This is a genomic window from Treponema medium, assembly GCF_017161265.1.
GTDB lineage: Bacteria > Spirochaetota > Spirochaetia > Treponematales > Treponemataceae > Treponema > Treponema medium.
On record NZ_CP031393.1, the window covers coordinates 1,358,853 to 1,383,214 of the forward strand.

Genomic DNA, 24,362 nt, shown 5'->3' on the forward strand with positions numbered 1-24,362 from the left:
GGAAATTTCGTGCGAAAGGAAGGGGATACTGACAGGATGTTAGTGGTTGTAAACAGTATTGAGTTTTTCTAATGAAAAACTCGTAGTTCAGGAATGAACACGGACATACATTCTTGGGCGATGCCATCCTTGGCGATTGAAGTACGGCGGGTATTAAACCCTCCGCACGAATAAACAAAAAAAACGCATCGGCAGGTTACAAATATGAAATATGGGAAAAATTACGCATATACTTTGATAACGGTTATTGCAGCCGTTACCGTGTTTTTCAGTTTTATGATTCCAAAAATCGATATGGATAATGAACTGCGCCACTTTTTTCCGGAAAAACATCCGTCAAATATTAGGTTTAAACAACTGACAGCTGATTTCGGCGATCAGTATGCAATGGATATCGTAATTGAAACAAAAGAAGATACTATCCTTCGTTCAGACTATGTTACCGCCATCAAAAATATTTCTGAAGAACTTGCTTTAGTCGATAATGTGGTGAAAGTACGATCTTTAACCAATATTGAGTTTATCACGGCAAAAGATGGTTCCCTTATTGTGGAAGCCTTGCTTCCGGAACATTTTTCAGGAACTGCAACAGAAATTCAAGCGATAAAACAAAAAATCTTTGAATGGCCGCACGCCTATCTCGGTACGATTATTTCCGATAATTTAAAAGGCGTGCAGATTGTCGTAACAATGGCGTCAACTTGTACCCCCTCCGAAATTAGTGCGCTTTATAACAATACGGTAGAGATAGTCAAGCGGAATTTGCAAACGCTAAACGGGATGTCTTATAAAATTGCCGGTGATCCGGTACTTGCCGAATATGCAACGCTTTTTATGTATGCCGACTTGCGCAATCTTATTCCGTTAATTACAGTGGTAGTTTTATTCTGTTTGTTTTTATCCTTTAAGAATATTGAAGGAACAATTCTGCCGCTGCTTGCGGTGCTTATCAGTACGGTATGGACAATCGGTACGATGGCTGTCTTGGGAGAGCCGCTAACGATCGTATCAAGCTGTCTGCCGGTATTGCTTATTGCCGTCGGTTCCGCTTACGGTATTCACATTGTCAATCATTATTATCAGCATCTTGAAATGCAGCCGCTGATAACTTCGCAGGAATGCCATTGCACCGCCGTTGCCGAATCGCTGAAAGAGATCCGCGCACCGGTATTGCTTGCAGGTATTACAACTATCGCAGGCTTTATATCTACCATCACCAGCCCGATAAAACCGCTGAAATCCTTTGCAACATTTAGCGCCTACGGTATTGTAATCGAATTGGTTGTTGCCTTTCTGCTCATTCCTGCATTGCTGGTACTGAAACCAATAAGGCTTGTACAAAAACAGCAAAATAGGATGAAGATGCATGTGGTAAAACAAAATGCACGGCTTGCCGCATTGGGAATAAAAATAGATGAAAAAGGATTGACCCATAAGATATACCTCTTTTTTAATCGACATCGAGCGGGATTTATCATTATGTTACTTGTCATTATCAGCCTTTCGATATGGGGTATTCATCAGTTAAATATCGAGTCGGCATTTTTGGAATATTTCCCTAAAAATTCTGAAATACGGGAAGGCGTTTCCTATATAGACGAGCACTACGTCGGCTCTACGGGATTCAGCTTACTGATTGACGGTAAAAAGAAAGGCGCTCTCTGCGACCCAGAAATCTTAAAACAAATGGATGACCTTTCCAACTTTCTCACCGATAATTATGCCGATATCGGAACGATATTATCGTTCTCCGATTTTATCAAGCGGCTCAATCAAGTGATGCATAAAGATATGTTGCTCGAATCTTTCGACGCAGCTGAAGCTACCGATGAAACCTCTCAATCCACCGAGAGTTTCTTTTCGGACACCGGAAGTTTCTTTACCGATTCCAATGCTGAACAAAGCGGAGAAATGATGGATAAGTCTTCACCGGATAACCTTACGGCGCAGACCGTATCAAGTACGACTACTGAACCATCTTCTTTTGCCGCACGATATCGCGGGAAAACACTGACAACCGACGACGTGATGGAGCTTTTTATCGCTGCGTATGCCCAATCGGGAGGAAAGAACGTTACGCTTCCTGATTTTATGACCGCGTTGCAAAAAGAACTAAATTACAATGGAGCTGCTTATGATGAAATTCCCTACGACATTTCAAAATATCCGGTTGCTCATCGTGAGGAATTAAAAAATTTAATCTCACAGTATCTTCTATTGTATTCAGGTTCACTTGACGATCTGGTTGATGAACAGCTGGAGCCGTCAAAGACTCGTATGCAGATAATGATGCGTGTTCACGATACCGGCAAGATAAAAGCGGTTATCAACGCTGCCGAACAGTATGCACAACAACATTTTCCCGAAGGCTACACGTTGGAAGCGTCCGGACTTGGAGAGCTTGAAACCGCAATGACCTCGATGATTATTGATAGTCAAGTGTCGAGTTTGCTACTTGCTATTGTGATTGTGTTCTGTATTTTGTCTCTCTATTACCGTTCTCCGATTGCCGGACTTATCGGTGCTGTGCCTCTCGGTATTTCTATCCTTATGAACTTCGGTATTATGGGATTAGCCGGTATCAATCTTGATATGGTAACCAGTCTGGTAGCTGCGATCGCCATTGGAATCGGTATCGACTATACCGTTCACTTTATGAATAACTACCATAAAGAACGATTGAGAACAGACGATTTAACTGCGGTAACGGTTAATACGTTGCAACTTTCGGGAAAGGCTATTATGGTCAATGCCGCATCAGTCGGCTTCGGCTTTGTTGTGTTGTGTTTTTCACGCTTTGTGGTGTTGCGATTTGTCGGATTTTTAGTCGCAGTTGTCATGCTTACCGGCTCCATTGCAGCTATGACAATTTTGCCGGTGCTGCTCAATATTTTTAAACCACGTTTTATGAATAAATAGGAGGTAATAAAATGAAACGCTCAATCAAAAAGCTGGTGTTGATACCACTGTTTGCTGCCGGTATCATTGGGACGCTTGTTGCCGAAGATGGTAAAAGTATTGTTCAAAAATCGCTGGATGTACCGCGTCCGCGTTTTACACACAGTGCTGTAAAAATGGAATTGATCGATTCAAATAATTCCATTGACGAACGTATGATCGAAGAATGGGCAAAAGATCCCGGCGATAAAACCGGCGCGGCGTTGATTGTATTCCGGTATCCTGCTTCGGTAAAAGATACGCGATTTTTGCAGATCGTGAATAAAGACCGTGCCAATGATAAATGGATATATATGCCCGCACTGCGCACAACCCGACGCATTGCTTCCTCAGATGGTTCAAAATCCTTTATGGGAACTGATGCGAGCTATGACGATTTAGAAACACGTAAGATTGACGAGGATACACACGAGCTGCTGGGAACCGAAACAGTCGGTGCTTATACCTGTTATAAGATTGAATCGATACCGATTAATGCAAAGTCAAGCCAGTACCTTAAACGAATTTCATACATCGATCAAAAAACATCCATACCGATAAAAATTGAAATGTATGATAAAAAAGGTGCGTTGCTGAAAGTTTTGGAAATTGAGAAACTCGAACAACAAGGAGCCTATTGGATTCCTATGCAGGGGAAAATGACGAACGTACAAACGAAGCATACTACTCGCATCACCATTCTCAAGCTCGAATTGGATAAACCGATCAACGATAAAATGTTCACGCAGAATTTTTTAAACACGGGTAAGCTATAAGATAATTCATAAGAAACAAGTGCGCTTTCATACACGAATATACGGGGAGGATCAAGATGAAAAAGAAGTTTTTACTGTGGGTGCTGCCAATTGCTTTATTTGGAACGCTGTTTGCGCAGGATTCTTTTTTTGACGATGCAGGAGAAATAGCTTCCGATCCTGCGGAAATGAATTTCGGTTTAGCAGAAACGGATGCAAGCAGCACAATGAGTTCAGCTTCGATGAGCAAATCGGAAAAAACGCTGGAATGGCACGGCTTCGCTAAACTGGATACACGACTTTGGGTACATCCCGATGTAAAACGGGCTGATGCAATTCCTGTGTTCGGACTTACGGTGAGTCACAGCAACGCTAAAACGGAGTTGTCCGCCGATTTGCAGTTGAATGTGCGGACGATAAAAGATTATCCGCTTGATATTCTGAATGAACTGACGATGCGTGTCTATTTAGGCGACTGCGTATTGTCTGCAGGAAAACTGAAATTGGTATGGGGCAAGGGCGATATGATTCACGTACTCGATGTGTTTAATGCGAACGACCTTACCGACTTTACCATTCCCGCCTATATAGACCGCAGAATAGGCGAACCGATGGTACACTTTGCCTATAATGCGCCGATCCCGCTGCGGCTTGAACTTGCATGGGCTCCGTCAATGACGCCCGACCGTATCGCGTTGAATGGTCCGTGGGTACCTCCACAGCTTCAACAAGCAAAACAGCGCGCACGGGATTATCTATCTCAGGTTATCAACGATTCCGCTTCTCATTTTTCAGCCTTTTTTGATGAAGCACAACTGCAACAAGCGCTTCATGATCCTATTTCAAAGATACTGAAAGAAAATATCCCCGATTCAATTACTATTGATATGAAAGATATTGTAGAAAAACTTGATGAAAGTGCTTTGCTTAAAGGTATCGAACCTTTTTTGGTAAAACCGCAGATAAAAAAATTGCTGGAAAATCTTGCAAAGCAAAAAATCACCATACCGACTACAGAAATCATTAAAAATTTTTTGCCTCCTAAACCGGACGGAACCGAGTATACCGAAGCGGAATTGAAAGCGTTGTTGCAAGGGGAACCTTTTTTAACGCAGGCGACATCTTTTATTGCGAAGCAGATTGCCGATACGGCAAAAAAAGCAGAGACGGAATTTATTGCGAGCATAAAAAAAGCCGATGCGGTTATCGGGAGCTTTCGGTTTGATGAATTTATAAAAATCGGCATGAACTCTTTTTTACCCGACATACATAACATCAAATACGGACAGTACGGCATACGCCTTTCCGGTTCGGCAGGACCGGTTGATATGGCAGGACAGTATTATTTTGGTCACTATAAGACGCCGTCGATTGATGTAGAGAAGATGCTAAAGAATGCACTTGCCGGTAAAAGCCTCGCCGATTGCGTGCACTATGATCCGGTACATATCTTCGGTATCGATATTGGTGCGGCTATTGCAATGTTTAATTTAAAATCGGAATTAGCCTATTACATGACAGGTGACTTTAAAGGTACCGATCCCGCAGTACATAACAATAGGATTCAGTGGGTGATAGGATTTGACGTTGATATTCCTTTAAATAATATCAATATTAATATCCAAAACCTCGGCGCATGGACACTCGGCTTCAAACAGGTAAAAGAAAATAACGGAAACGGGAAATTCGATATGGATTGGAATACATCAGAAAAAGCTACCAACAATAAGTTGATTGTCAACATTTCCGATTCTTGGTTGCATGAAAACCTTACCGATTCCATAACCTGTATCTGGGGCATAGAACATAACGATTTTGTCATAATGCCTAAGCTGCGTTACCGTATTAAAGACGAATTATATGTAGAAGGTACCGGCGCCTATATCTATGCTGCAAACAAAAAGAGCGAGTTTTCAAATTGGAAAAACAACCATTTTATCCAAGCAAGTCTTGAATACCGATTCTAAAAAGATGCTCATTGTAAAGAGAGTATTTTCTCCTCTTGATAGATGTGTTCAAGTGTATACATAGCGCGATTGTTTCCTATTGAATCAAAGGCATACAACGTTTGCTATTGAATAGAGACTATGAATAAACCGTATAATATTCATTGACATAAAGCTTTCAATTTGCTATATTAGCAATGAATATTATACAATATATTCACACATATATAAAAAGGGATTAGTATGCCGAAAGCATTTACCGAAGAAGAAAGAATAAAAATAAAAGAAGCGCTTATGGAAACCGCGCTCGATTTATTTCACGATAAAGGAACAAAATCCTTGAGCATAGCGGAATTGACCAAACGGGTCGGTATTGCACAGGGGAGTTTTTATAATTTTTGGAAGGATAAAGATGCTCTGATTATAGAACTCATTGTGTACCGCTCAAATCAAAAACTACGCAATATTGAAAAAAAATTTTCAACTTCACTTACCGACCCGGCGGCATTTCTTACGGATATGATATACAAATCTTCGATTGATCTTATGATAAAAATTCAAAGTCAGCCTATTTATCAGGATGCGTTTAAGCTCTTTGAAGCAAAGGGGCAAAATGAGGCACATAAAATTGAAATTCTGTATCAAGATTTTTTAGCAAAGCTGATATGGTATTGGGAACAGCACAGTGCAATTACGCGGGTAGATCAAAAAGGGTTGATGAGCGCATTTATCGGGAGTGCGGTTTTGTGTTCTCAGTGTTATCAATTTGATGAAGCGTATTTTAATGATGTGCTGCGAACATATATTGCTGGAGTTGTGCACAAATATATAGAAGTATGAATGTAAGCGTTTAAAAGAAAAAGGCATACAGAGAAACCGCACCGAAAATACTGTAAGCGTTTTTCCTTAAAGGAGTTGAATAATGCGGATAGCTGATTTTACACAGATACATAAAGATGATGTACTCATTGCAGGCGGTAAGGGCGCTAACCTTGGCGAGATGACTGCTGCGGGAATACCGGTTCCTAAGGGATTTGTGATTACCGCAGATGCGTATCGAGAATTTCTCAAAGAAAATAACATAGATGAAATTATCTTGCGCGTTCTTACAGAGGCGCAAACGGATGAACAAGCATTGTTATCCGCAGTCGGTACATTTCGGAAGAAAATCATAACAGGACATTTTCCCGCTCAATTGGAAAAAGAGATACGGAATAAATATGCAGAACTCGGAGAAGCTGCGAGAGTTGCGGTTCGCTCATCAGCAACAGCGGAAGATTTACCCGATGCAAGTTTTGCAGGTCAGCAGGAAACGTATTTAAATGTGCAAGGGATAGAAGATGTCCTGCTTCAAATACGCCATTGTTATGCTTCACTATGGGGAGAGAGAGCGGTACGCTATCGATTTAACCAAGGATATAATCAAAGCGCTGTTGCGATTGCCGTTGTCATTCAAGAAATGGTAGAAAGCGAAAAAGCGGGCGTTCTGTTTACCGTCAATCCGGTAACACAAAACAAAGATGAAATGCAGATCAATGCAAGTTACGGATTGGGAGAAAGTGTAGTAAGCGGTCGTGTAACGGCAGATAGTTATATCGTAAATAAATCAGGAGATGTACTGGAAGTTACTATCGGAAGTAAAGAAACGCAAATTGTTTATGGCGATACAAATACCAAAGAAGAATCGGTAAGCGAGGAAAAAAGAACAGCGCGGGCATTGAATGATACTGAGATTGCAGCTCTGGTGAGCGCTGCGCTAAAAATAGAAAAACACTACGGTATGCCGATGGATATTGAATGGGCAATACAAAAGAACGAAATATATATTTTGCAAGCACGCGCAATAACAACCTTAAAAAACAATGATGATGAGAAGCTTATTCAAAAATATATCTCAAAAAGATCATTATCAAAAATGATGAAAGAAAATATGGCTTTTCAGTTTGAAAAAATGCCGTTTGCATACCGTGCACTGGACTTTGATTATATGATAGCAATTAACGACCAAAAAGCGCGGATATTCGCAGAAGGCGGTATTGTTTTTAATTCAAATCCTGTAATTGATGACGATGGTATTCAGACGCTTCCGGAAAACAAAAAAGGGTTTACGCTGCGTATTTTTCATATTTTTAAAATTATTCGGATGCTTAAAAATTTTGACTATTGTTCGGACGTATGTAAAACATTTATAGCTCAATATGAACAAGAGATAGCGCATATTAAAACCTTAGATTTTGAAAATATGAGCTTAGCGGAATGTACTACATTTATGGAACGAAGTTATGCGTTGACAGAAAGACTTGCTTATGACAGATTTAAGTATGCCTTGTTTCCGTCTTTTTTAATGAGCAAAAAATTCACCAAAATAATAAAACGTGTAGATACGGACTATTCCGCCTTTGATTTTTATTGGGAACTCAATAATAAAACAGCTGTTGTTACCAATGATATTTCTCGTATGGCGGATACGATACGGAAAAACACAGCCCTAACGGAAGCCATACTATCGGGAGAAAGATTCAACACACTGTGTGTCGATTTTCCTGCATTTAAGCAGCTTGCGGATGATTTTATCAAACAGAACGGTTTTAAGTCTGATTACAACTGCTATTGCATCGAAGCAAAAACGTTTATCGAAGAACCTGATAGGCTTGTCAATATTATACGCCCGTTATTAAACGCCTCTGATACATCCGATCAAAATTCTCATAATAACACGAATAAAAACTATACGGATTTAATGCAGCAATTAAAGCGCATTTATGGAAATAAATATCCTCGTATAGAAAAAGACATACGGCACTTCCGGTATTTTCATGTTGTCCGAGAAGAATCGCAGTATCTCTGGGAAACACTTTTTTATTATGTCAGACAGTGTGTAACGCGGATAAATGTTCTGCTATTAAACAGTGAAGATTATAAACACGGAATTGCAAATCTTTTTCACCGTGAATTACTGGAAGTGTTGAAAGCCGGATATATCAGTGATGTTTATAAAGAAAAGATCGCAAGGCGGAATAAAAAATTTCCGCTTGCGGAAAAAGTTTGGGAAGCTTCAAAATTACTGGTGTTCGATTCAACTGGTGATGTACTGAAAGGGGTGAGCGGAAGCCCGGGAACTGCTGTAGGAACGGTGCGCATTATTCGCACGCCTGAAGAATTTTATAAGATGCAAAAAGGAGATGTGCTGGTGTGTCATCTCACCGATCCTGAATGGACGCCGCTTTTTAAACTTGCAAGCGCTGTCGTTGCAGATACCGGCTCTGCACTCAGCCATGCAGCGATTGTTGCACGGGAGTTTAATATACCGGCAGTATTAGGCGTCGGTTTCGCCACCGCCAAATTCAAGGACGGCGACCTCATCACCGTTAACGGCAATACTGGTGAAGTACGGAGCAGTGCAGACGCATCAGGCCGTTTTATCATATCCGCCACGGATGGCGGTGATTCTACGCAGTAACAAGTTTTTGCCTTAAGCAAAAACTTGACACTAACATTGTACAAGGAAGTACAATGTTAGTGTTACTCGCAGAATAATGGAGTTGTTGAGATGGATACAAAAGAGCTTAGACGGTTTAACATTTTAACAAAACCGATTTTTCCGTTGCTTATTAAAACGGCAATTCCGACAATCATCGGTATGTTGATTAGCGTTATATACAATGTAACCGATACCTTTTTTGTCGGACAATTACACAACAGATCAATGATTGCGGCAATCGGTGTGGTATTCAGTTTTGTCAGTGTTATCCAAGCAATCGGGTTTTGGTACGGCTACGGCAGCGGTAATGTAATGTCAAAGAATATCGGGAAGCACGATTATGCGGAAGCGGAAATCATTTCTTCGATAGGTATTGTCATTGCAATCGCAACCGGTACGGTGATCGCAATCGCAGCATATATTTTTGTTGTACCGCTTGCAAAACTCATCGGCGGCAGTGCATCGCAGGACGTACTCACCTTTACCGTGCAGTATTTAAAGATCATTATCATCAGCATTCCGTTCAGTTTATATGCAGTAACCGTGTATAATCAGCTGCGTCTGTGCGGGAATGTACGCGATGGAATGATCGGATTACTTTCCGGAATGCTGACCAATATGGTACTGGATCCGCTGCTGATGTTTCCGCTTAACATGGGATTTATCGGCGCCGGATATGCAACGCTCATCGGTCAGATTATCGGGTGTATTGTATTGACCGCACTTGCACAAAGCCGCGGAAATATTCTTGTCAGTATAAAAACAGCGCACTATAGCAAAGTGCGTATGTATCATATTCTTGTGGGAGGACTGCCTAATTTTTCACGACAGGCAATTACCGGTGCCGCATTGGTGCTGCTCAATGTTACGGCGGCGAAGTACGGCGAAAGTATGATCGCTGCTTTAACAATAAGTTCAAAAATTGTTGCAGTGGCTTTTATGATTATGATCGGTTGGGGACAAGGCTTTCAGCCTATTTGCGCGATGAATTACGGTGCTCAACAATATGAGCGGGTAAAAAGAGCCTTTATTACGACTGTTACTGTGGGAACAATTTTTTTAACAGCCGCCTCAATAATCCTATTCATCTTCGCCGAACAATGTATTCATCTTATGTCAAACGATAATGACGTGGTGACTACCGGAGTTTCGATACTGAGGATGCAATGCTTCTCGCTTCCACTGTTAGGCATCTTTGCTGTCAGTAGTATGTTCATGCAGAATATCGGCAATTATTTTTCAGCGCTCCTCATATCAATTTCACGGCAGGGTTTCTTTTATGTACCGCTCCTATATCTTCTGCCTGCCGTATACGGCAAAACCGGTATCTACCTGCTGCAGCCGATCTCCGATTTTTTATCCTTCCTGTTTGCCGTTGCAGTCGTTTACAGGTGGTATAGGAAGAATAGCCCATCCAATAGTTGTGTATATTAGTTAAAGTATTCCTGTCGTTTCATACTTTTAATGTCTTTATTGTTTTTTATAATTATGGTAAGCTCTCTCCTATGACCAGCATAAGCAATGTTATCGAAAATTTTACCGGCTTTTTTACAACAGAAAAAAACGAAATACTCGTCGCGAAAATATGGACTATTGTACAATTTATCGCAATTCTTTTTGTTATCTCTCTGTTCTTTAGAATAGTTAATTCAATCGTAAAAAAAATCACGGTAAAAAAATGTTCACTGCAAATACAGTATGTAATCAATAAGATTATCCGATATGCAGGTTTTGCCGTCATGGTGTTGACAACTTTTCATCGTTTAGGCATTGACATCAGTGCAATACTCGGAGCTGCGGGAATTGCCGGTGTTGCTATAGGTTTTGCAGCTCAGACTTCAATATCGAATATTATTTCCGGACTTTTTGTTATAACCGAACGAACCTTTAAAATAAGTGATACCATTGAAGTCAACGGGACAATAGGCACAGTCCAAGCGATTAATTTATTATCGGTTATTCTAAAAACATTTGACAACCAATATGTCAGAATTCCGAATGAGACCATCATAAAAGCAAACCTGATTAATTACTCACAGTTTCCGTATCGACGTGTAAAGACGGAATTGTCCGTCGCTTATGGTACTGATTTAAGAAGGACGGAAGAAGTTCTATTAGCCGTTGCAAAAAATAATGCATTCACTCTTGATGATCCGGCGCCTTCAATTCTTTGGACAAGCTTTGCAAGTTCAAGTATTAATTTTACACTTATGACATGGACAAAAATCGAAGACTTTGGAAATTTACGAAATTCATTATTCATCGAAATAGATGAAAAGCTCAAACAGGAAAATATAACCGTCCCCTTCCAGCAACTCGACGTTCATATAAAGGACGACCAAACAACAACAATATCCGAACTTGAGCAATCAATACCTCCAACACAGAGCATCGAGGTATGATTATTTTCATAAGGCGCTTGCAGGGAGACAAGGTTTTTAACCGGCGATATCAGCGGCTCAGAATCTGTCGGCTACAAAGGATATCCTATTATGCATAAGATGGCAATAGAAGATGAAATACGTTTAGTCGATTCAATGATCGATCTCTATGCGGCAGCACACCGACATGACCTTCCAAAGTCTGATTCCAAAGTCATTGAGACAGCAGTGCCGGACGCGGAGGTATTAAAAGCATATACACACAAACGGATTGAACAATGCCGGTATCGCGGCAAACAGGAAAAACCGTTTTGTAACGTTTGTCCCGTGCATTGCTACAAGCCGGAGATGCGGCAGCAAATCCGTGCGGTTATGCGTTACAGTGGCCCGCGTATGTTATTCCGTCATCCGATTTTGAGCATGCAGCATCTTATCGGTACTATTCGCAGTAAAAAGGAGGCAAAAGATACTGAAATGAAAACAACTGAACAAGAGCATCTTCCAGTGACCGGCGTCGGTCCGGTGTGTGTGGCAATTATGATTGCCTTTACTGTTGCCGGTATTGCGGCGATAAAATTCGATATATTTACCAGTGGTGACATACATAGTGCAATTATTGCAATCATTTTTATAATTGCCGGAATTTTATGTATTGCAGGCGGCATCGTATTGTGGTGCGCTGCAGTATTCGGCTCCCGCATTGACACCAAGATAAAAGCAAATCAACTTGCAACCGATGGTGTTTATGCCCTCGTGCGTAACCCGATTTATTCCGCTTTTTTATTTATCTGTACCGGTGCGCTGCTGTTTTGTAGGAATTGGTATGTATTGATGTTACCACCACTCTTTTGGCTATACCTCACCATATTTATGAAATTGACGGAAGAACAATGGCTTGCCGAACGTTTTGGTGATGAATATACAGCATACTGCAAACGGGTTAATCGCTTTATTCCATGGAAAAAATAGTAAGTGCAACTTGGAGCACAACACGAATTGCATAAACGCCCCGTTTCAACTATACTTATCCTATTATGATAGAAATGAAACGTACAGTTACCTGCGGTCAGCTGCAAAAAAGCGACGCCGGTAAAACAGTAGTATTAAACGGATGGGTGCACCGCAAGCGCGACCACGGCGGTATCTCTTTTATAAACTTACGCGACCGCTACGGACTGACACAGGTGGTTGTCGATGACGATGCAAGCACTGAGCTAAAAGAAACCGCAGCCGGTTTGAAGATGGAATATTGTATTGCCGTTGAAGGTACGGTGCGGGAGCGTCCCGATTCCATGGTCAACACAGAAATGACAACCGGACACATCGAAGTGAAGGCGCTGCGCATCGTGGTTCTGTCGAAGAGCGCCGTGCTGCCCTTCCAGATTGACGAAAAAACCAACGCCAACGAAGACCTCCGGCTCAAGTACCGCTACCTCGACCTGCGTTCTCAGACTATGCAGGATCACCTGATACTGCGCTCAAAGGTTACGTTCGCGGTGCGGGAGTACCTCACAGCGCGAAACTTCTTGGAAATTGAAACGCCGACCTTTATTAAATCGACGCCGGAGGGCGCGCGCGACTATTTGGTGCCGTCCCGCCTCTATCCGGGCAAGTTCTATGCGCTGCCGCAGTCCCCGCAGTTGTACAAGCAGATACTGATGGTCTCCGGTTTTGACCGCTATTTTCAGATTGCCCGCTGCTACCGTGATGAAGACGCACGCGGCGACCGTCAGCCTGAGTTCACGCAAATCGATATTGAAATGAGCTTTGTTTCTCGCGATGACGTGCTCGATGTTACCGAAAATATGTTCCGCACGGTATTCAAAAAGACTATCAACGTGGATTTAGCGCAATCCTTCCCGCGGATTAGCTATGATGATGCCATCGACCTGTACGGCACCGACAAACCCGATATCCGGTTCGAGATGAAGCTGCAGGATGCCGCATGGATGGCTGAATGCACCGAGTTTGCCGTGTTCAAAGATGCGGTCGCTGCCGGAGGAGCCGTCAAGGCGCTTGTAGTGAAAGGACAGGCAGCAAACTACAGCCGCAAAAAGATTGAAGAGCTTGAAGCTGCGGCAAAAATCTACAAGGCAAAGGGGCTTGCATGGACAAAAGTTGCAGGCGGCGCATTCGAAGGTGGTATTGCCAAATACTGTGCCGGCGCGGAAGCTGAAATATGCAAAAAGCTGAATGCCGGGGACGGCGACCTGCTCCTCTTTATTGCCGATGCAAAATATAAAACCGCCTGTACCGCGCTCGGTGCTGTCAGAAGCAAGCTCGGTAAGGATTTAAATTTGCTCGACCCAAAAGTATTCGCCTTTTTGTGGGTTATCGACTTCCCGCTCTTTGAATGGAATGAAGATGAGCAGAAATGGGATCCCGCTCACCACATGTTCTCCGCACCGCAGGAACGCTACCTCGACACGTTGGAGCAAAACCCCGGCGAGGTAAAGGGCGACCTGTACGACCTCGTACTCAACGGATACGAAGTTGCTTCCGGCTCAATCAGAATCCACAATCCAGAGCTGCAAAAACGGATATTCAACATTGTCGGCTTTAACCCCGCCGATGCGGAAAAGAAGTTCGGCTTTTTAACGGAAGCATTCAAATACGGAGCGCCGCCCCACGGAGGTATCGCCCCCGGTCTTGACCGCATCGTAATGCTAATGGCAGGCGAAACCTCGATTAAAGAAGTAATCGCCTTCCCCAAAAACACCTTTGCCGTCAGCCCCATGGACGAAAGCCCCAGCGAGGTTGACGAAAAGCAGCTTGCCGAACTCCACTTGAGCATTCGGGCATAGCATGTACGAAATCAGACAGCTTGAGCAGGCTCGATTATTTTGCAGGTATGCTCCGCAAGATGATGCGTTTGCCTTGAAAAGATTATGGACATAGAAGCACTTGAATTCCGTGCGGCTTGTTTGCAAGCTGCGCGGAATTTTTTTATTACACATCAATATCTGGAACTGGACACTCCGGCGCTCTCGCCGACGCTCATCCCCGAAAGCTGTCTCGAAGTGTTCCGCACGGAGTACCTCAAACCCTTTAAAACCGGCGAGGAGGCGGCAGTCCCGCTCTTTCTTGTTCCCTCCCCGGAAGTATTCATCAAGCTGGTTATCGCCGCGCACGGCCGCTCGGTGTTTCAGCTTTCCAAATGTTACCGCAACTGCGAATCCGTCGGGCATATTCATAATCCAGAATTTACCATGCTGGAATATTACACCATGCAAGCGGATTACTGCGATTCCGTCACGCTTACCGAAGCTTTCCTACAGACTATGGCGCAGGCAGTTGCGGGGATGCCGCTTGCTGACCCCGAATTGGGTGCGGTGCTTTCCAAACCGTTTTTGCAGCTGACCATGGACGAAGCCTTTAAACGATTCGCCGGTTTTTCCCTTGCCGAAGCGGAAACACCGGAGCTTGCCTTTCATGCTGAACGGCTCGGTCTCGGCGACCGGGCACAGTATGAAAGCTGGGCGTGGGATGATTTATACGAGCTGCTCTTGGTACACTGCATAGAGCCGCAGCTTCCGTCCGATGTGCCGGTCGCACTGCTGGACTATCCCGCGCGGGTACCTTGCCTTGCACAGGAACGGACGGAACAGCGTACCGCCGCTGACGGACGGACATATATATGGAAGACAAAAGAGCGGTGGGAAGTGTATGTACGCGGAGTGGAACTGGCAAACTGCTATACAGAAGCGCGGGATGCCGAAGAAATCAATCGCTCTTTTGCGGATGAAGCTGCAATTAAAAACGCAACAGCACGGGTACCGCATCCCGTACCGGAGAACTTCGGCGGGATATGCGCCCGTATGCCGCCCTGCTCCGGCGTTGCAATGGGATTTGACCGCTTAATCATGCTCCTCGGTGGCAAAAAAACACTCAGCTCCTTTTTATACGGCGGGATGTAGAGAAATCGAACTCTTGATTGACAAAAATGATGTGAAGCTGCAGGGTTTAGATTCCTATAACACAGAGGGCAGCTCTAAAAACTCAATTAGATGTTTAGAGGGGGGCAATACTTATTTTTCAGTTTGTACATACCCATGCCTGATTTGGAACGATATCTACGTCCTAAATCCGGCAGTCTTAGCATATCGCCCCCTATAGATAAGAGGTGATTTTCTTTGTTCCATATTAGTGAAGATAGGCCTAATCTACCTGTTGATGATGTATCCAGCAAGTACTATGGTAGAAAGATGTGATTTTCTGTTCCGTATCAGTTTAGATTGCAGATAAGGTCTTTGTGTGTGATATTATGAGGAAAGGTAGAAAAAGTGTTAGAACGACATATTGCTGACGTTTTTCTACAAATCCCTAGATATTATGATAAAATTATGATATTATCCTGATAATGGAGGTTCGTATGATGCAAATTAGACCTGTTTCAGATCTGCGTAATAAATTTTCAGAAATAGAAAATATAGTTTCAGCAAACAGAAGTCCTGTATTCCTTACAAAAAATGGTTATGGCTCTATGGTTGTGATGAGTCTTGATTTGTACGAAAGCCTTACACATACTATTGAAAGCCAACTTAATGAAGCGGATACTCAAGCGGCATCAACAAATGTTCGTCTTTCGCATGAAGAAGTTTTTTCTCATATCCGTTCCCAAATAAAGACAAGCTGATTGATGGGCAAATATACTTTACGCTACCTTCCTCTAGCCGAACAGGATTTGAGGAAATTGTGAATTATATTCAGAATAATTTGGAAAATCCGATTGCGGCAGAAAATACTCTTTCAAAAATTGAAGCAGCTATTCTTGAACGGCTTGAATCTCCTGAATCTTTTGCCGTATGGCAATCAAAAAAACAACGCCCATATCCGTATGGAAAGATTAATGTAGGCAATTATACGGTTTGGTATGTGGTAATTGATCATATAATGGAAGTGAGACGAATTTTATATTCACGGCGAGATGAAGAGACTTTGATTTAAAAATAGCGACTTTACACCGATTGAGGAATAAAATGGACAAGAAGCTAATTGAGTTTTTGATAAAAGCTAAACGGAAAACGTATGCAGGAAAAGGATCTGAAACGGTTTCTTCAAGAGAAAAATCACATGACTTAGTATATCGTGAAAATAATTTTATGTATTATGACACCTATCTTGGCGGGGAAAAATTTGCCGGAGAAGAAGCTCTTTGGATTGCAGATAATCCGTATTGGAGCATGAATTATATTGGACGTGTGACTGGAGAAAATTTTAATGTAGATTTTTTGAAGGAAGCATTATTGAATGTTCCTTTTGAAAAACCGTTTAGAGGTCCGGAAAAATATGAAGACGGTAGTTATGAGTATAAATGTTCTATAAATGGGAATTTTGATTGGTTTCAAGGAAAAGAAATAATAACTTTCTGTGGAAAAGAAGTCTATGAATGTTATTTTCATGGCGGGTTGATAAAGTAGAATCGTTCTAACCCCCGTTTCAACCTGACATTGCAGACAAGCCGCAAATGCAGATTAAGCGAATGTTAGACAGACGGCATATTATGCCGCTAGTTTTATAAAAAGGATTTTATTATGGCTATAATGATGAAACGTCAGCTAAATGACGAAGAAAAGCAAATTGTTTTAAATCGACATGGTAGAGTTTGTTATGCAAATGGTCATGCAATTCCCGATGGTGAAAAAATTCATTTTGACCATATAAAAGTATATGTAAATAATGCCCTACAGATTTAAACAATATAGCCCCTATGTGTGAAAAGTATAATCTTGAAAAAGAACAACTGCCACTTGAAGATTTTAGAATTAAACTTAGAATCGAAGATTTTTTTAAAATTGGTAAACGACTTACTCTTAAGGATTTACTAAAATATTTAAAAGACAAAGGTGATATAAGTTCTTTTGGAGAAGCTATTGTAATAAAAGACTTTGACGGAAAAATAACTTTAGAAAATGCAAATTTTCATGAAGAATTTAAAATAGAAACTTGTCCATTAACAGGGTGGAAATATTTTTATTGTAAATTACCAGTAAATATTTTAGATAGTGATGATGATAATGAACATTCACAAGGTCTACAACCTCGTTATCTAATTTTTGATAAAGTATTTCAAATGTTTAGACATTTTCAGAATTACCCTGTTTTACAACCTTCTATCGGAAGAATTGAGAATGGAAAAATTCTACTTTTTGATGGACAGCATAAAGTTGTAGCATTGCTTTGGACAGGAAGAAGAAATTTTGAATGTAAAATCTACATAAATCCCGATTTAGAAAAACTTAATCAAGCAAACATTTCTGCTCATGATAAATTTGCACAGACAAGATTCTTTTCTTCGATAATGGTTCTAAAATTAGGAGCTCAGTTTGGAAAAGATTTCGATGATTACAAAAACAATGAAAGCGATCCTATGAAAACGGAGCAAGGTTTCTTAGAATATCTAAGCAAAAAAGATATTGCACAGACTCAAGCGGAAATTAAAAATAAATTCAGGAGCTATCTCTATAACTCTATCCTTGAAGATGATAAAAATATTTGCGCCAACTTTGCCTTACGCTTCACTTGAGGCAAAGGCACAAATGCAGGTTAAGTGGATGTTAGGAGAACACGCATTGGTGTACAAAAAAGGAAAAAAATGGAAAAAATAATTGATTTTTATGAAAAAAGAATAAAAATTATTCTAGGTATAATTCTTGGAGTTTGCATATTAAATTGTATTATTTGCATCTGTAAAGATATAAAAGTTTCAGAAACTTTATTAGGTTTTGGAATAAGTATTAGCTTTTTCTTTATAGCATGGGCAATGGTTTTTATCGTATTAGGTTTCCAAAAAATAAATCCGTTTTGTCCAAAATCTATTTTTAAGTTTTTCTGTTACTTTTTTATAATAATAAGCACAATTGGTATTATCCTTGGAATAATAAATGATACAATTATTTGTTTATTAAAAGATAAAAACGATATGTTTCCTTTTGCATATTCTACATGTCCATTAGGTACTGTTTACGGAAGCATTTTTCTATATAGAAAAACTTTTGATAAAGATAAAGGAATTGAGGTAAAAACAAATATGAAAATTACAGCTGAAACTAAAAAGAAAAAAATTATAAAATATGTTGTAATATTTGGAATTGGTTTTATCGGTGCTATAATTGTATGCACCTCTATTTTTTCATTATTTAAAAACTCTGAACCATATAAGTATTCAGTGGAACTTATTGAAAATAATCAGGACGTTATGGAATATCTTGGAGAAGAATATAAACTCCCAATTATAATTAGCGGTTCTATGACTATGAATGGAAATGGAACAGGGAAAGCATCTCTTTCGTACAAAATAAAAGGGAAAAATGGTATTTCAAGAGTGTATATCGATGCTGAAAAGGAAAATGAAATTTGGAAATATAATAAAGTAATTTTTTATAAAGAGAAAGGAAAAGCAGATTCAATAGATTTACTTTTAAATAAAGAATAATGCCTGACGGCGCTGGTATTTAGATGTATTGAATGTTTTATGAGAAAAAATGAATAATACAAAAATTTTTAATCTTATCTTATTAATTACAATTGTTTGTAATGAGTGATAAAGAAAAATTTAAAGATACTTTTATTGATAATGAAGGCCTGTGGGAATGTTGTTCATTATTTTTTATATATGTGCCTTTTATTGTTAATTCGATTAAAAAAATTATTTCATAGTTAATTATACTAGAATTCCATTTTGTAATTAAATATTTCTGTATAAATAGATATTGATCAACAATTGTAAAATAAAAGAAATTAAATGTATAATAAAACCTAAGAGCGGTGGAACATCCACCTGTCCTCCGGCGTACAGCGCCATCCAACAGGCGGATTAAACAGACGAATTGGATATTGATTTATCGGTGAAATTATTGCAAGCGGATTTCCTATAAATGTTATAGAATCTTAATAACATCGTTAATGCGGGGCTTTTTTGAAGGGTTTAACTATGTTTTAATTAGTGATAAAATAAATGAGTATCATCCGATAACCACCGTTTCAAACCGACATTTGTTTTAGTGCAAAAGTTCTAAAAAATATAATATGTTTATAGGAAAATAAAGTATGGAAATATTAGATGCATATAAACAGTTTTTTAAATTTTATTCAAAAGATGATTTGTTTACTTTTGGATTAGATAACATTATTTCTATAGATAAACAAAAAGCCGTTATCGAATGGAATAAATTAAAATCGAATATAAATAATAAATCAGCTAATCTATATGTAAGAAGTTCCGGTAGAAATGCTTCTGGAAATTCTATTTTACAACAATTATATAAAGATGTGTTTGAACTGAATATTCGGTTTGATCCAACAAATAATGCTAAGCCGACAAAACTTTTAGAAGATAATACGGGTTATAAAAAAAATCTAACAATATTTAACTATCAAGTTTCTCATGTTTTCGGACAAACAAAAAATGTTTATTGCTTTACAGCACCTTGGAATATAGTTTTTATCCCTAAAATTATTGATCCATTCACGGGACATGAAGCAAAAGGCGATTATGTGGATGAATTCAAAAATCTTTTTAAAAATCATATTTACAAGTTGTATAAAGAATTAATTGATGAATACAATGAAATTACAAACGATTATCGTATAAAAGTAGAAAAGTGGCTTAATTCTCATTTAGATTCTATGGATATTGATACATATCTTAAAGATTTTAATTATATAGACATATAACACTGTTTTTCAACATAAAAAAGCCGCCCTATTCAGGACGGCTTTTTTACTGCTCGGTATCGATGGATAAGCTCAATCGATTTACCAAATATTCTCGCTATCGTGCGTATTCGATAATGCGTGTTTCGCGGATGAGCGTTACCCGAATACGGCCGGGATATTTCAGATCGTTTTCAATCTTTTTCGCAATATCCCTACCCAAAGCTTTCACTTCTTGATCAGGTATCTTTTCATTGTTTACCAATACCCGCAGCTCGCGACCCGCTTGGATTGCGTATGCCTTTTCAACACCATGGAACCCTTCTGCAATTGCTTCAAGGTTTTCCAGCCGTCTGACATAGTTATCCATCGTTTCACGGCGAGCGCCCGGCCGTGCGGCGGAAATAGCATCGGCAATCTGTACCAGTACGGATTCCACACAGGACGGCTCAATATCATTATGGTGCGAACCGACGGCATTGACGATACGCGGATCAAGGCTCATCTTCCGCGTCATCTCCATACCGACTTCGGCGTGGTTCTTGTCCGAATCCGCTTCGGCACCCTTACCGATATCATGCAGTAAACCGCCGCGTTTTGCGATTTCCACATTTGCACCGATTTCTGCGGCAAGCGTACCTGCCAAAATAGCGACTTCTTTGGAATGCTGCAATACGTTCTGTCCGTAGCTCGTTCTAAAATGTAGGCGGCCGAGCGCACGCACCATTTCCTGTCCCATATCGTGAATACCGAGGTCAAAGAGCACTTTTTCCCCTTCTTCATACACGGTTTGCGAAATTTCGCGCGTAACCTTTTGTACGATTTCTTCAATCCGCGCAGGGTGAATCCGGCCATCTAGGATAAGCCGTTCCAATGCGATACGGGCAATTTCTTTCCGCACCGGATCGAAACAGGAAATAACCACCGCCTCGGGCGTATCATCGATAATAATATCGACACCGGTCAAGGTTTCCAGCGCACGTATATTGCGCCCCTCACGCCCGATAATCCGCCCCTTCATTTCATCACTCGGCAAGCTCACTGTAGAAACGGTTATATCGCTTGTTGTCTCCGTCGTCAGCCGCTGAATGGTCGTAACTAAGATATCACGCGCTTTTTTTTCAGCGGTAAGGTTCGCTTCTTCTTCTATTCTATTGATAAGAACCTGCGCATCCCGCTTCGCTTCATTGGCAAGGCTTTGTATAATCAAATCCTTGGCCTGCGCCTGTGTTAAACCGGAAATCCGCTCCAGCTCTTCCTTATACCGTTCTTCCTCCCCATCCAAGACTTTTTCACGTTCGTCAAGCGCATCCTTCCGCTCAACGAGTTGCTTTTCATTTTTTTCTGCCAATTCCAGCCGTTTATCCAGCTGTTCTTCTTTTTGGGTTAAGCGGCGTTCCATCCGTTGAAGGTCGCTTCTCCGTTCGCGGTTCTCTCGTTCTTGTTGATTTCTTTCCCGAATAAGTTGTTCTTTTGCCTCAAGAAGAATATCCTTCTTTTGAGCTTCAGCCTCTTTTATAGCCTCCTGTAAAACCCGCTCTGCACGCTGTTCAGAAGCAGATAGTTGAAATCTGGCATACAGCCAGCGAATCGTCCATCCAAGAATTAAACCGATAATTACGAGAGCAATACACACGATCACCATCATGATTCCAGTCATGTTTGCTCCTTATAACAGTAAATAACTGTCATCTTAAACTTTATACTGAATACCTTAAAATGTCAATAATTTTCTATTTGACATATTTAACATCGTTTTTATCCGGTTGTTCCTCTTAAATCAATTTATTTTTTTGCGCAGCGGCGTAGAGTTTTGCATTCCATACATTACGGAAAATAAACTTATCACGCACCGTATTCTCCGTCATCGTGTCCATACAGTTTTGCAGCGCTTTAAACGAACGGCTTAAATATCCGTTTGCGCTATCGGATGTATTTCCTTCTCTACGGAGGAGCGCATCGTAACAAAGATACGAATATATCGAAGCGTACATATCATGATTTTTAAGCGCATCCCGTGCGGTATCTTCAAGCTGTTGAATATACATTTGGGCTGAATCTTCCAGCGCATTGAACGCAAGCCGGAAACGATAATAGCTATCCATAGCGGTATAAAACACCTGTATTGCCGACTTACCGTACAAATTTCCCCAGACAAACTCTTCAGCAAGTGCAAAACCGCTTTGATACGGCTCAAGCACAGCGGTAAATGTTTCGGAACTCACTTGTATCTGCTCACGCTCGTCACGAAGAATGGGAGCAAGCAAAAATGATTCGATGAGAAACAAGATTGCATCAGGCGATTTATCAAGGTTTGCAATGAGTATCGGCTGTGCCTTACTTGTTTGCCCTTTTTGGGATAATGCCCTTGCATACCAAATTCTACAAAGGGGCGCCCATTCTTGGAAGTGCTTCGAAGCTGCTTTTTCAGCCTCTTGAAATAAAAGCTCCGCTTTGCCGTAGTCCCCTAACTGCAATGCGACTCTTCCCTGCATAAATAAGCACGGTATCTTTTTAGGTTGTTCAAAATAACGCTCTGCATCCTGTAAGAGGCGATCGAGAAAATTTTCAGCAGTATGTAAATTATTCTGCAAAAAGCAACTGATGCTGAGGTTAAACAATGCTTCGCATATAAAACTACTGTCGTTCAGCAATTCGGCAATATCAAGAGCATATTGAAAATAGGTTACGGCATCTTCTATTTTATTTTGAGACAAATGCAGAAATGCTACACAGGAAAGGGCACGGTATTCTCCTGCAGGAAAGGCATGCGCTTGAACGGAGCTGACCGCTTTTTTGACCGCATAAACCGCTTCGTTAATATTTTTTTGCTTACTGATTTTTAATGCTTTTTGATAGCTTTCAAGAGCAGAAAAAAAGACTGTAGACTTAAAGGGACTGATATCAATCTGAGGAATTTCCTTATCTGAATACTTGTGGAAGAAATGATGCAGCATAAATTGATCTGCCGGAACTAATTGAAGCGTACCAAAAATATCTTTCAGATTTTCATCGGGACATAACATTCCCTTTTTATATTTATCCCATAGGAAATCGGCTATATACTGTTTAGCCTTATCCTTTTCTACTCCAAGCCGCTGCTCCAATTGCTCGGCGGCGTAGGGACTTACCGAATGTATATCGTTTTTTACTTCGGTAATACCGACTGCATACATCCATTCATACAAACTCGTAACAAACGAGGAGCTTTTATGCAGTGAAAGAAAAAACTCCGGCATTTCATCGTCAAAGATAAATGACGGTGCATATATCGTAAGATAGGCAAGTTGTAAAAAATCAGTCGATAAGCCGTCAAACGAAATCGCCTTTTCCGGCATAAGTTTGGTGTGGACGGTAAGGGGAAGTACATCGATCAGATGATTTGCCGCTTCTGCATTTTTTTCGGTATATATAACGGTTAATTCGGTAGTATGATAACTTTTTACAAAGACTTGAAAGTAGAAGCGCGTATATAATAAAAATGCGTCAATAAAATAATCAGGATAATCGGAGCAAAATCGGTTCCGGCGGAAATAATACTGCACATGTTGAGCTTTTTCGTATTGAGCTTGCTCGTCTTTCGAAAGTGCTGCCGTTACTGCGTGCTCGGTAAGAGGATGCACAAGCATAAAATGATATAGCGCATGTATCCACGTACCGGTATTCGAAAGATAGATACGATATTGAGCTTCTGCCGTTTCGTCGTAAGTCGTTTTCGGTACAATAAAATTAGCGCTGTAGTAGAGTTTAACTTTAGGCACATATTCGAACCGGATATAGGCTTTTAAAAGTCGTTCTGCTTGTGCGGAGGCAAAAAAGCTGCGGCTCGGCACAAGGACGCTTCTATAAGCGGCAAAATGATCTGCAATGGTATCGTCAGAATCCGTTTCTTCACAGCAATCGATAATAACCCGGTAATCTACGATCCGCCTTTTATAGACACGCAGTAAATCAGCTAAATTTTGCAAAAATAAATTGGCGGAAAACACCGGAGCAACTTCGCGGCTGCTGAAGCGATAAATTGAAGCACAGGAGACTTTAAATAAAGAAGCACCGTTTGCTTCGGCCGATTCTGCGATGGCATTCAATAATTTTTGTATTTCAAACGGAGCAATTCTCAGTAGCTGCCGTTCATAGGGAATTTCAAAATAGATACAGATCATAATAACCTCGTTTCCATACTCTATATCGGCTTTTTCTCTATTCC

19 protein-coding genes and 1 pseudogene are annotated in these 24,362 nt (G+C 40.6%); 18 read left to right on the top strand and 2 right to left on the bottom strand.

Annotated features, from left to right (window positions below):
* Positions 1 to 204 precede the first annotated feature (204 nt).
* The 18 genes and pseudogenes from DWB79_RS06065 to DWB79_RS06145 all read left to right on the top strand — a co-directional run bounded on the left by DWB79_RS06065 (position 205) and on the right by DWB79_RS06145 (position 20,176).
* On the top strand, positions 205 to 2,919 hold the full coding sequence (locus tag DWB79_RS06065) for an efflux RND transporter permease subunit (RefSeq protein WP_016523155.1): 2,715 nt from the start codon (positions 205 to 207) through the stop codon (positions 2,917 to 2,919).
* Between the two features lie 11 nt (positions 2,920 to 2,930).
* Entirely contained in the window at positions 2,931 to 3,713 is a 783-nt protein-coding gene (locus DWB79_RS06070) for an outer membrane lipoprotein-sorting protein (RefSeq protein ID WP_016523156.1), read from the top strand.
* A gap of 56 nt (positions 3,714 to 3,769) precedes the next feature.
* Positions 3,770 to 5,659 (top strand): hypothetical protein, encoded by a 1,890-nt coding sequence (locus DWB79_RS06075; RefSeq protein ID WP_016523157.1) that lies wholly within the window; start codon positions 3,770 to 3,772, stop codon positions 5,657 to 5,659.
* A 222-nt stretch (positions 5,660 to 5,881) separates the two neighbouring features.
* Positions 5,882 to 6,478, top strand: a complete 597-nt coding sequence (locus DWB79_RS06080) for a TetR/AcrR family transcriptional regulator (RefSeq protein WP_016523158.1) — start codon at positions 5,882 to 5,884, stop codon at positions 6,476 to 6,478.
* Between the two features lie 82 nt (positions 6,479 to 6,560).
* Positions 6,561 to 9,098: a PEP/pyruvate-binding domain-containing protein gene (locus tag DWB79_RS06085; RefSeq protein WP_016523159.1), complete on the top strand. Its 2,538-nt coding sequence runs from the start codon at positions 6,561 to 6,563 to the stop codon at positions 9,096 to 9,098.
* A gap of 90 nt (positions 9,099 to 9,188) precedes the next feature.
* Positions 9,189 to 10,553, top strand: a complete 1,365-nt coding sequence (locus tag DWB79_RS06090; protein WP_016523160.1) for an MATE family efflux transporter — start codon at positions 9,189 to 9,191, stop codon at positions 10,551 to 10,553.
* Between the two features lie 71 nt (positions 10,554 to 10,624).
* A complete protein-coding gene (locus tag DWB79_RS06095) occupies positions 10,625 to 11,521 on the top strand; it encodes a mechanosensitive ion channel family protein (RefSeq protein WP_016523161.1) in 897 nt (298 codons plus the stop codon).
* A gap of 135 nt (positions 11,522 to 11,656) precedes the next feature.
* Positions 11,657 to 11,902: pseudogene (locus tag DWB79_RS12245) on the top strand (nitrous oxide-stimulated promoter family protein); the annotation flags it as partial.
* 72 nt (positions 11,903 to 11,974) lie between these two features.
* Positions 11,975 to 12,469, top strand: coding sequence for a methyltransferase family protein (locus DWB79_RS12250; protein WP_338065603.1), 495 nt, complete (start codon positions 11,975 to 11,977; stop codon positions 12,467 to 12,469).
* Positions 12,470 to 12,543: 74 nt separating this feature from the next.
* Entirely contained in the window at positions 12,544 to 14,304 is a 1,761-nt protein-coding gene (aspS, locus tag DWB79_RS06105; RefSeq protein WP_051125820.1) for an aspartate--tRNA ligase, read from the top strand.
* Between the two features lie 84 nt (positions 14,305 to 14,388).
* Positions 14,389 to 15,417, top strand: a complete 1,029-nt coding sequence (locus DWB79_RS06110) for an amino acid--tRNA ligase-related protein (RefSeq protein ID WP_016523164.1) — start codon at positions 14,389 to 14,391, stop codon at positions 15,415 to 15,417.
* Between the two features lie 455 nt (positions 15,418 to 15,872).
* Complete coding sequence (locus DWB79_RS06115) at positions 15,873 to 16,136, top strand: type II toxin-antitoxin system Phd/YefM family antitoxin (RefSeq protein WP_016523165.1); 264 nt, start codon at positions 15,873 to 15,875, stop codon at positions 16,134 to 16,136.
* Between the two features lie 59 nt (positions 16,137 to 16,195).
* Complete coding sequence (locus DWB79_RS06120) at positions 16,196 to 16,447, top strand: type II toxin-antitoxin system RelE/ParE family toxin (RefSeq protein ID WP_016523166.1); 252 nt, start codon at positions 16,196 to 16,198, stop codon at positions 16,445 to 16,447.
* A 32-nt stretch (positions 16,448 to 16,479) separates the two neighbouring features.
* Positions 16,480 to 16,920, top strand: a complete 441-nt coding sequence (locus tag DWB79_RS06125; RefSeq protein WP_016523167.1) for a DUF5680 domain-containing protein — start codon at positions 16,480 to 16,482, stop codon at positions 16,918 to 16,920.
* A 114-nt stretch (positions 16,921 to 17,034) separates the two neighbouring features.
* Positions 17,035 to 17,196, top strand: a complete 162-nt coding sequence (locus tag DWB79_RS06130) for a hypothetical protein (RefSeq protein ID WP_016523168.1) — start codon at positions 17,035 to 17,037, stop codon at positions 17,194 to 17,196.
* 14 nt (positions 17,197 to 17,210) lie between these two features.
* Positions 17,211 to 18,026 carry a hypothetical protein gene (locus DWB79_RS06135; RefSeq protein WP_016523169.1) on the top strand — a complete coding sequence of 272 codons (816 nt, stop codon included), beginning with the start codon at positions 17,211 to 17,213 and terminating at the stop codon, positions 18,024 to 18,026.
* A gap of 69 nt (positions 18,027 to 18,095) precedes the next feature.
* The gene (locus DWB79_RS12065) at positions 18,096 to 18,935 is read left to right on the top strand and encodes a cytochrome c oxidase assembly factor Coa1 family protein (RefSeq protein WP_016523170.1); all 840 of its coding nucleotides are present in this window, start codon (positions 18,096 to 18,098) and stop codon (positions 18,933 to 18,935) included.
* A 614-nt stretch (positions 18,936 to 19,549) separates the two neighbouring features.
* Positions 19,550 to 20,176, top strand: a complete 627-nt coding sequence (locus DWB79_RS06145) for a hypothetical protein (protein WP_016523171.1) — start codon at positions 19,550 to 19,552, stop codon at positions 20,174 to 20,176.
* 97 nt (positions 20,177 to 20,273) lie between these two features.
* Here DWB79_RS06145 and rny read toward each other — a convergent pair whose 3' ends face one another.
* Entirely contained in the window at positions 20,274 to 21,815 is a 1,542-nt protein-coding gene (gene rny, locus DWB79_RS06150) for a ribonuclease Y (RefSeq protein WP_016523172.1), read from the bottom strand.
* Positions 21,816 to 21,930: 115 nt separating this feature from the next.
* Positions 21,931 to 24,318, bottom strand: coding sequence for a tetratricopeptide repeat protein (locus DWB79_RS06155; RefSeq protein WP_016523173.1), 2,388 nt, complete (start codon positions 24,316 to 24,318; stop codon positions 21,931 to 21,933).
* Between the last annotated feature and the right edge of the window lie 44 nt (positions 24,319 to 24,362).

What these genes read in the sequence shown, in the direction of transcription:
- DWB79_RS06090 (WP_016523160.1), top strand. Translation starts at nt 9,189, where the DNA reads ATGGATACAAAAGAGCTTAGACGGTTTAACATTTTAACAAAACCGATT.
- DWB79_RS06065 (WP_016523155.1), top strand. Translation starts at nt 205, where the DNA reads ATGAAATATGGGAAAAATTACGCATATACTTTGATAACGGTTATTGCA.
- DWB79_RS06135 (WP_016523169.1), top strand. Translation starts at nt 17,211, where the DNA reads ATGTGTGAAAAGTATAATCTTGAAAAAGAACAACTGCCACTTGAAGAT.
- rny (WP_016523172.1), bottom strand. Translation starts at nt 21,815, where the DNA reads ATGACTGGAATCATGATGGTGATCGTGTGTATTGCTCTCGTAATTATC.
- DWB79_RS06155 (WP_016523173.1), bottom strand. Translation starts at nt 24,318, where the DNA reads ATGATCTGTATCTATTTTGAAATTCCCTATGAACGGCAGCTACTGAGA.
- DWB79_RS06115 (WP_016523165.1), top strand. Translation starts at nt 15,873, where the DNA reads ATGATGCAAATTAGACCTGTTTCAGATCTGCGTAATAAATTTTCAGAA.
- DWB79_RS06075 (WP_016523157.1), top strand. Translation starts at nt 3,770, where the DNA reads ATGAAAAAGAAGTTTTTACTGTGGGTGCTGCCAATTGCTTTATTTGGA.
- DWB79_RS06080 (WP_016523158.1), top strand. Translation starts at nt 5,882, where the DNA reads ATGCCGAAAGCATTTACCGAAGAAGAAAGAATAAAAATAAAAGAAGCG.
- DWB79_RS06110 (WP_016523164.1), top strand. Translation starts at nt 14,389, where the DNA reads ATGGACATAGAAGCACTTGAATTCCGTGCGGCTTGTTTGCAAGCTGCG.
- aspS (WP_051125820.1), top strand. Translation starts at nt 12,544, where the DNA reads ATGAAACGTACAGTTACCTGCGGTCAGCTGCAAAAAAGCGACGCCGGT.
- DWB79_RS12065 (WP_016523170.1), top strand. Translation starts at nt 18,096, where the DNA reads ATGGAAAAAATAATTGATTTTTATGAAAAAAGAATAAAAATTATTCTA.
- DWB79_RS06085 (WP_016523159.1), top strand. Translation starts at nt 6,561, where the DNA reads ATGCGGATAGCTGATTTTACACAGATACATAAAGATGATGTACTCATT.
- DWB79_RS06125 (WP_016523167.1), top strand. Translation starts at nt 16,480, where the DNA reads ATGGACAAGAAGCTAATTGAGTTTTTGATAAAAGCTAAACGGAAAACG.
- DWB79_RS06145 (WP_016523171.1), top strand. Translation starts at nt 19,550, where the DNA reads ATGGAAATATTAGATGCATATAAACAGTTTTTTAAATTTTATTCAAAA.
- DWB79_RS06130 (WP_016523168.1), top strand. Translation starts at nt 17,035, where the DNA reads ATGGCTATAATGATGAAACGTCAGCTAAATGACGAAGAAAAGCAAATT.
- DWB79_RS06070 (WP_016523156.1), top strand. Translation starts at nt 2,931, where the DNA reads ATGAAACGCTCAATCAAAAAGCTGGTGTTGATACCACTGTTTGCTGCC.
- DWB79_RS06095 (WP_016523161.1), top strand. Translation starts at nt 10,625, where the DNA reads ATGACCAGCATAAGCAATGTTATCGAAAATTTTACCGGCTTTTTTACA.
- DWB79_RS12250 (WP_338065603.1), top strand. Translation starts at nt 11,975, where the DNA reads ATGAAAACAACTGAACAAGAGCATCTTCCAGTGACCGGCGTCGGTCCG.